This window comes from Streptomyces sp. SID5785 (assembly GCF_009870065.1).
Lineage (GTDB): Bacteria > Actinomycetota > Actinomycetes > Streptomycetales > Streptomycetaceae > Streptomyces.
In genome coordinates this window covers 1-7,517 of sequence record NZ_WWIA01000287.1, presented here as the reverse complement: position 1 = coordinate 7,517, position 7,517 = coordinate 1, and the positions used below count along the sequence as shown (strand labels likewise).

Here is a 7,517-nt window from a genome sequence, read left to right as displayed (position 1 = left end):
CGCGAGTCGATGCTCGCCGTCAACGCAGGGATGCGCGCCAACTACGCCACCCTGAAAGCAGAACTGATCAAGCACCTCGCCCCGGTCGTCGTCGTGCAGAACGACGCCAAGGGCGGCCGCTTCACCCTCGTCACCGAGGACGGCCAGGAGTCGACCAACCCCGTGGCGCCGACGTTCGAGCTGGCGAAGTCCATCGCTCACGTCCCGCTCGGCATCTTCTCCGTGATCGCCTCCTACCTCGCGGACAAGATCCCGAACCTGCCCAACGCCGCGCGCATCGACCCCCACGACCTCGTCATGGTGGCGTTCAACGACGACACGTCCACCGCGTGGATCGAGCCGCTCAAGGCGTACGCCGCCAAACTCACCACGGCCCGCGACCAGCTCGCCGCCGCCGACCTGCCCGCGGCGCTCACCACGTCCTGCGGCAACATCATCGACGGTGGCCTGAGGTTCATCGACGCCTCGATCGCGGACGAGACGTTCGACATGGCGTCGTTCGAGGCCTTCTCGGGCAGCGTCTACCCCGACATCCGCACGAACATGGAGCACGCCTCCAGGGCCCAGATCGACGGTGTGCACGAGGTCATGAAGACCTGGCGTGCCAAGGTCGGCGAGGCGGCGTGGGCGGACCTGTACTGCGTGGTCCTGTCGCAGTGGACCACGAGCGTGCTCAACCAGAACACCATCATCATCAAGGACTGCATGAACGCGGCGAAGGTCGCGACCCACCTCATCGACCTGCCGGGCCTCGAGCCCCCGGCGGACCCGATCTTCACCGCGCTCGACAACCTCGCGCGCATCGTGCAGGACAACATCGCCGCCGAGCTCGTCTTCCCGAAGGACACCACCGTCGCCGACGCCCTCAAGGGCCAGCAGGACCTGCTCTCCGACGAGATCCTCAAGCAGCTCGGCAGCACCAACACGGCCGCGCCGATCCCCGCGCCCAGCTACAACACCGTCGCCGCAGCGGGGGTGTGCCCGGTCCCGCACTAGCGCCGGTCCGGCGGAGGGCCGGGCCGGACGCGACCCGGCCCTCCGCCGCAGGGAAGCCGCCCGTCGCCGCCCCTTGCTGTTCAGAACTGAGCCGATCGGCAGTCGAGTTGATGTGCGATGCTGATCGCGTCCGATCGGTGGCGGGGCAGGGCGGCGCCCGCGGGAAGGAACGAGCAACGGTGCGGATCGACACCAGCAAGCCACACCCCGCGCGGATCTACGACTACCTCCTCGGCGGCAAGGACCACTACCCCGTGGACCAGGAGGCCGGCGAGGCGCTCGCCGCGGCCGCACCCGAGGCCCGCATGGGAGTGCGGGCCAACCGCGACTTCCTGCACCGCGCGGTGCGCCACGCTGTGCAGAGCGGCGTACGCCAGATCCTGGACATCGGCGCCGGGCTGCCCACGTCGCCGAACGTGCACGAGATCGCCCAGGACCTGACCGGCGGCGTACGGGTCGCCTACGTCGACAACGACCCCATCGTGAAGGCCCACGGCGACGCCCTGCTGCGCGGCGAGGGCCCCACCAGCATCGTCCTCGCCGACGTACGCGAGCCGCGCGGCATCCTGGACCACCCCGACGTGCGCCGCGTCATCGACTTCGCCGAACCCGTCGCACTGTGCCTCGTCGCCGTCCTGCACTTCCTGACCGACGCGGAGCGACCGGAGCGGATCGTGGCCGAGCTGCGCGACGCGCTGGCGCCCGGCAGCATGCTGATCCTGTCGCACGCCACGGGCGACTTCGCCGACCGCCGTGACGCCCAGGCGGTCTACGGCCAGGCCACCGCCACGCTGAACCTGCGCCCGCGCGCCCGCGTCGAGGCGTTCCTGGACGGCTTCACCCTCGTCGACCCCGGTCTGGTCCAGTGCCCGGACTGGCGCCCCGACACCACACCGCCCGCCGGCTCCGAACGCATCGGGTTCTACGGAGCGGTGGGCCGCAAGGACTGAAGCCGCCCCGGACACCCCTGAACCCCGCCCGGCAGAGCGCTCCGGTCGGGTACCGATGAGCCTTCCGCGCCGCGTCGGTCAGCCGGTGGGAGACCGCCTCACGGAAAGCTGGGCCCATGCGGAAACTGGTCTACGGAATGAACGTGTCCCTCGACGGCTACATCGCCGCGCCCGGGGACGACATCGGCTGGAGCGCGCCGAGCGACGAGCTGTTCCAGTTCTGGTCCCACCGATTGCAGGCGACGGACGTGTCGCTGTACGGGCGCAAGCTGTGGCTGACGATGAGCTCGTACTGGCCGACCGGCGACCAGCGGCCCGACGCCACCGCGGCGGAGGTCGAGTTCGCGCGCCGCTGGCGGGACATGTCGAAGGTCGTGTTCTCCTCGACGGTCGACACGGTCGACTGGAACACCCGGCTGTTCCGGGGCGACGCGGTGAGCGAGATCGCCCGGCTCAAGGCCGAGGACGGCGGCCCGATGGAGATCGCCGGGGCGACGCTCGCCGGGGCGGCCCTGCGGGCGGGACTGATCGACGAGTACGTGCTGGCCACCGCGCCGGTCCTGGTGGGCGGCGGCACGCCCTTCTTCACCGCCCTGGACCACTGGGTGAACCTGAACCTCCTGGAGACACGGACGTTCCCGGGCGGCGTGACCCTGACCCGGTACGAGACGAGGCGCTGACTCCCGGGCGCATCATCGACCCGGCCGCCGTGTGCCGTGTCCGTCGGGTCAGGGCGTACGCGGCGGTCAACGCCGGGGCACAGCAGCCTCGTTCGCGGTGCTGTCCGTGGTCTCCGCGGTCGTGCCCGGTGCCGTGGTGCGCGCCGGGGCGGTCGAGGTGTCCGCCGGCCGCGACCGTGCCAGCCACACTCCCGTGAACAGGGCCGCGGCCAGGGTGACCGCACCGGCCGTGGTGAAGGCGCTGGTGAGGCCGGTCTCGAAGGAGGCGCCGCCGGACTGCCGGGTCCGGACGACGGCTCCGAGCACCGCCACGCCGAGCACCGCGCCGATCTGCCGGGTCGTGCTACTGATGCCCGATGCGAGACCGCCCTCCTGAGGGCTGACCGCCTGGATGGCGGCGCCCGTCAGCGGGGACATGGTCAGCGCGAAGCCGATCCCGACGACGGCCAGCCGCCACCACACGTTCCCGTACCCGGTGTCGGCGTGCACGGCGCCGAGTGCCAGCAGCCCCAGCCCGGCGAGGGCCAGTCCGGCGGTGACGACGACGCGGTACCCGTACCGTGCGGCGAGCCGGCCCGCGTACGGGCTGACGACCACCATGGCGAGCGAGGTCGGCAGGGTCTGGAGACCGGCGCCCAGGACGGAACTGCCCTGCACGGACACGAAGTACTGGGAGAAGAAGAACGTCGAGCCCATGAGCGCGAACCCCACCACCACCATCGCGGTGTTGGACACGGTGAACAGTCGCTGACGGAACAGCCGGAGCGGGAGCATCGGAGCGGGGCGGCGCGCCTCCACGGCGAGGAAGGCGCCGAGCAGGACCACTCCCGCGGCGAACCCGCCCAGGATCACCGGCGACGTCCACCCGCGGGCGCCGCCCTCGATCAGTCCATAGGTCAGCGCCCCCACTGCCAGGACGGACAGGACGGTCCCGGGGACGTCGATCGCGGGGGCGCCCGGATTGCGGGTCTCGTCGAGGGTGCGCAGGCCGAGGACGAGCAGGAGCACGCCGATCGGCAGGTTGACCAGGAAGATGGCGGGCCAGCCGAACGCTTCCGTCAGCACGCCCCCGGCCACGGGCCCCGCGGCCAGACCGATGCCGCTGAGTCCCGCCCACAGCCCGATCGCCTTGACGCGCTCCTGCGGCAGGGGATGGGCGGCGGCCAGCAGGGCGAGCGAGGCCGGGCTCAGCGCGGCGGCGCCGATGCCCTGGAGCACGCGTCCGGCGATCAGCCAGCCGACCGACGGGGCGAGGCTGCACAGGACCGACGCGACGGTGAACACGGCCACGCCCGTCAGATACACGCGCTTGCGGCCGAAGCGGTCGGCGAAGATGCCGCCGGACAGCAGCAGCATCGCGACGAGCAGGACGTACGCGTCGACGATCCATTGCAGACCGGTGAGCTGTGTGTGCAGCCGGTTCTGCATGTCGGGGAGCGCCGCGCCGACGATCGTGTTGTCGAGCAGCACCATGAACTGGCCCAGGCAGGTGACCGTGAGGAGCACGGTCCGCCGGGATCGACGGCTCGGAGTCACGAGGGATGCGGTGATGGGGAGTTCCTCTCCATGGACGGGGCGTCCGAGCGCGGCACGCCCCACGCGGCGGTCACGCTTCCGAACGCTCTAACGCAGCCGTGCGCTGCGTTAGGGACTGTACGGCGAGCGCGACGCAAACGCAAGTCATCACTGCGTTAAGGAGTGGAGAGGAGAGACGGCTCCTGGTTCAGTGCCCGCGGCCCCGCTCGACCACGGTCGTGCCCGACCCCACCGGCCCCACCCGGAGCACCGTCCCCGTGATGTCCTCGTGGGAGGTGACGCGCACGCGTCCCCGGTCGTCGGGCGGTGTGGCACTGACCCGGTAGTCGCGGACGTGGGACGCGCCGAGCTCGACCTCCACGTAGCCGCGGGAGTTGGGCGGCAGCGTGACGCGCGTCGTGTGCGCGTCCTTGTCGTGCCGGACCGTCACTGACACGGGGCCGCGGATCGACGGCACCGTGCCGTGGACCCGGGACAGGCCGCCGGTCCGCGGGCGGACCAGGAACGCGGACGCGCCGGGCGCGGTCGCCCGGACGCCGAGGAGGTGGCGGGCGACGGCGTTGGCCGGGGCGGAGGCCCAGGCGTGGGAGAAGGTCATGTTGGGCTTGAGCGCGGGGTCCCAGACCTCCGTGACGATCGTGGCGTGGAGCTGATCGAGCATGTGCAGCCAGGAGTTGGTGCCGCTGGAGGTGAGGAGGGCGACGGCGGCGTCGGAGCGGCCGAGCAGGAACAGGGCGTCGAGGAGGAACTGGGATCCGTAGACGCTCATCTTCATGCCGCCCGCGGCGAGCGTCGCGCCGAGCCTGCGGCGGACGTCGTCCGGCAGTCCGGCGTCCGCGCCCAGCGCGACGGGGAAGGCCGTCGCGTGCTGGGCGCTGTGCGTGGTCCCGACGCCGTCGGCGAAGCGCCCGGCCGCACGGTCGAGCAGGGTGCCCCGCATGGCTGCCGCCAGCTTGCCGGCCCGGGCCTCGAAGTCCCGGGCATCGGCCTTGCGGTGCAGCACCTCGGCGCATCGGGCGAGCGTGGTGAACGCGGCGTACTGGAAGGCGTTCACCACGGTGTTGACCTCGGTGAAGACATACCCGTCACGGTTGGAGGCCGGCCAGTCGACGAGGTCGGCGAGCGCGTCACTGCTGTCGCCCGGCCGCTTGTGCACGAGGCCGTCGCCACCGAGGAAGCCGGTGAGGTTCTTGTCCTTCAACAGGGTGTAGTCGGCGGCCAGTTGCCGGTCGTCACCGGTGGCCAGGTAGTCCTCCCAGGCGGACAGGACGCACATGAGGCGGTACTCGGTCGGCCAGGTTCCACGCCGCAAGAGATAGCCGTTGGACCAGCGCGCCAGCGCGCCAGCGCGTACGAGCGCTGTACCGCGTACTCGGAGAGCTGGTTGACGAGGGCGTCGCCCTCGTAGGGGCCGCGCTCCCGCGTGGGTGTGTCCTGGTAGAGGTCCTGGCGTGTGGCCTCGATCGAGTACCGGCACAGTTGCCACACCCGGTCCAGGTCGGGGGAGGAACTGCTGAACGACGACTGCGCGTCGTCCCAGTCGGCCTTCCACGCACGGCCGGTCACGGACGCCCGGGACAGGTCGATCGACGTGCGCAGCTCGGCCCACCGGAAGGCCCGGTACCCCCAGTGCTCGACGTGCTGGTCGCCGTCGCGCAGCGTCCAGGTCTCCCGGTACGTGTTGCCGCCCCGCAGCTGGTACCGCACGGTGCCGTCGGCGTTGAGCTCCTCGCCCAGGCGCACCTCGACGGTGTCACCGGTACGGGCGTGCACCTCCAGCCGGAGGCCACCGACGATCTCGCGGCCCAGGTCCACCAGCCAGCGTCCCGGGGCCACTTCGGTGACCGAGCGGGGCCGGACGTCGTGCAGTCGCACCGGCTCGACGCGCGCGGGCACGAGCCCGTCGACACGGTCCCTGGTGACCGCGGCCTCCCAGCCGCGGTCGTCGAAGCCCGGGCGGGTCCAGTCGACGGGTTCGTGCCGCAGGTCCCAGTACTCCTGCGGCGCACTGTAGAAGTTGGTGCCCGCACTGCCCTTCGGCGGCAGCAGTCCCTGCTGGCGCCGGGCCCGCCACGCCGGGCCGGTGCCCACCGTCTGACGGCTGCCGTCGGCGTAGGTGATGTGGAGCTGCGCGAGGAACTTCTGGGAGGTGGTCGTGTGGCAGAGCGCGGCCAGCGTGTTGTCGCGTCCGCGGCGCAGTGTTCTGGTGATGTCGAAGACCTGGTAGGCGACGCCCGTCCCCGAGCGCGCGGACGCGTGTGCCACGGTCTCGCCGTTGCTCCACACCTTGGCGACGTACTGACGGCCGGGATCGGGTGACTCCGCCGCTACGTGGAGAACCGCGGCCGCGATGTGGTCCGCGCGTGCGCGGTACGCGTGGCGCAGGAGGGCCCAGGAGTCGTCCTCGACATAGGACGAGAGGGCGGAGGCGCCGGTGGGCAGCGTGAGGACGCCGTCGGCGACCGTTCCGGCGGAGAACGTGCCCCGGTCGGTCGTGAAGTCGTCGTCGACGAGGAGGGTGCCGTCGGCGGCGCGGACGGTGAAGCGGTCGTAGACCTGCGCCTCGGTCGAGCCGTTGCGCAGCCCGACGTTGCCGGTCGTCAGCCGGGCGTCGGTGGTGGTGTCGACGACGGCACCGTCGACGGTCGTGGTGAACCGTGGGCCGTCCATCGTGATCTCCAGGTCGACCCAGGTGTCCGTGGGGACCGGGACCGGCAGGTCGACCTCCTCCAGCACGGTGTACGTCCCGCCCTGGCAGATGTGCTTGCGCAGGACCCCGGGGTTCCCGGCCCGCAGCTGCCAGAGGTAGGTGTCGGAGGTGCTCCTGGCCCGAAACCAGATGCCCGCGGCCGTGGCGGTGATCTTGAGGCGCGCGGAGACGGTGCCGTCGGTGATCGTCTCACCGGCGGGCGCCCAGACGGGCTCGGCGGTCCAGGCGTCCTCCATGGCGGTGGCGAGCAGCACGGGGCGCGACCAGGGGGAGCCGTTCGGGCTCCAGCACCGTACGCGCCACCAGTACGTGGTCCCGGGTTCCAGCGGCGGCCCGCCGTACGCGACGGCGGTCGAGTCGGCCGAGGTGACGCGGCCTGAGTCCCAGACGAGCTCGGTCCGCGCGAAGTCGCCGCCGCCGGAGGTCACTTGGACCTGCCAGGCGCGTTGGACGGTGCCGGCCCCGGCGTCCGGCACCTGCCAGCTGAACCGGAGGTCGCGCCCGGCGCCCACCCCGAGCCCCTGCGGCAGCAGGTCGGCGAGCAGCCCGTCGGGCGCCGCGGATCCGGGACGGCCGGGGGAGGGGGTGCGGTCGTCCGCGGCGGCCGCGGTCGAGGCGGGGCCGGCGAGCGTCAGGGCCGCAGCC

6 protein-coding genes are annotated in these 7,517 nt (G+C 72.0%); 3 read left to right on the top strand and 3 right to left on the bottom strand.

Annotated features, from left to right (window positions below; genetic code table 11):
* The 3 genes from GTW43_RS08955 to GTW43_RS08945 all read left to right on the top strand — a co-directional run.
* On the top strand, window positions 1-996 hold a 996-nt coding region (locus tag GTW43_RS08955; RefSeq protein ID WP_237536490.1), incomplete at its 5' end, for a hypothetical protein.
* A 179-nt stretch (window positions 997-1,175) separates the two neighbouring features.
* The gene (locus tag GTW43_RS08950) at window positions 1,176-1,946 is read left to right on the top strand and encodes an SAM-dependent methyltransferase (protein ID WP_343245940.1); all 771 of its coding nucleotides are present in this window, start codon (window positions 1,176-1,178) and stop codon (window positions 1,944-1,946) included.
* Between the two features lie 116 nt (window positions 1,947-2,062).
* A complete protein-coding gene (locus tag GTW43_RS08945; RefSeq protein ID WP_161301088.1) occupies window positions 2,063-2,626 on the top strand; it encodes a dihydrofolate reductase family protein in 564 nt (187 codons plus the stop codon).
* 66 nt (window positions 2,627-2,692) lie between these two features.
* Here GTW43_RS08945 and GTW43_RS08940 read toward each other — a convergent pair whose 3' ends face one another.
* The 3 genes from GTW43_RS08940 to GTW43_RS37900 all read right to left on the bottom strand — a co-directional run.
* Entirely contained in the window at window positions 2,693-4,132 is a 1,440-nt protein-coding gene (locus GTW43_RS08940; RefSeq protein ID WP_161301087.1) for an MFS transporter, read from the bottom strand.
* A gap of 217 nt (window positions 4,133-4,349) precedes the next feature.
* Window positions 4,350-5,438: an alpha-L-rhamnosidase C-terminal domain-containing protein gene (locus GTW43_RS38460; protein ID WP_272922511.1), complete on the bottom strand. Its 1,089-nt coding sequence runs from the start codon at window positions 5,436-5,438 to the stop codon at window positions 4,350-4,352.
* Window positions 5,360-7,517: family 78 glycoside hydrolase catalytic domain (locus tag GTW43_RS37900; protein WP_272922510.1), on the bottom strand; the 2,158-nt coding region annotated here is incomplete at its 5' end. The genes GTW43_RS38460 and GTW43_RS37900, both read right to left, overlap by 79 nt.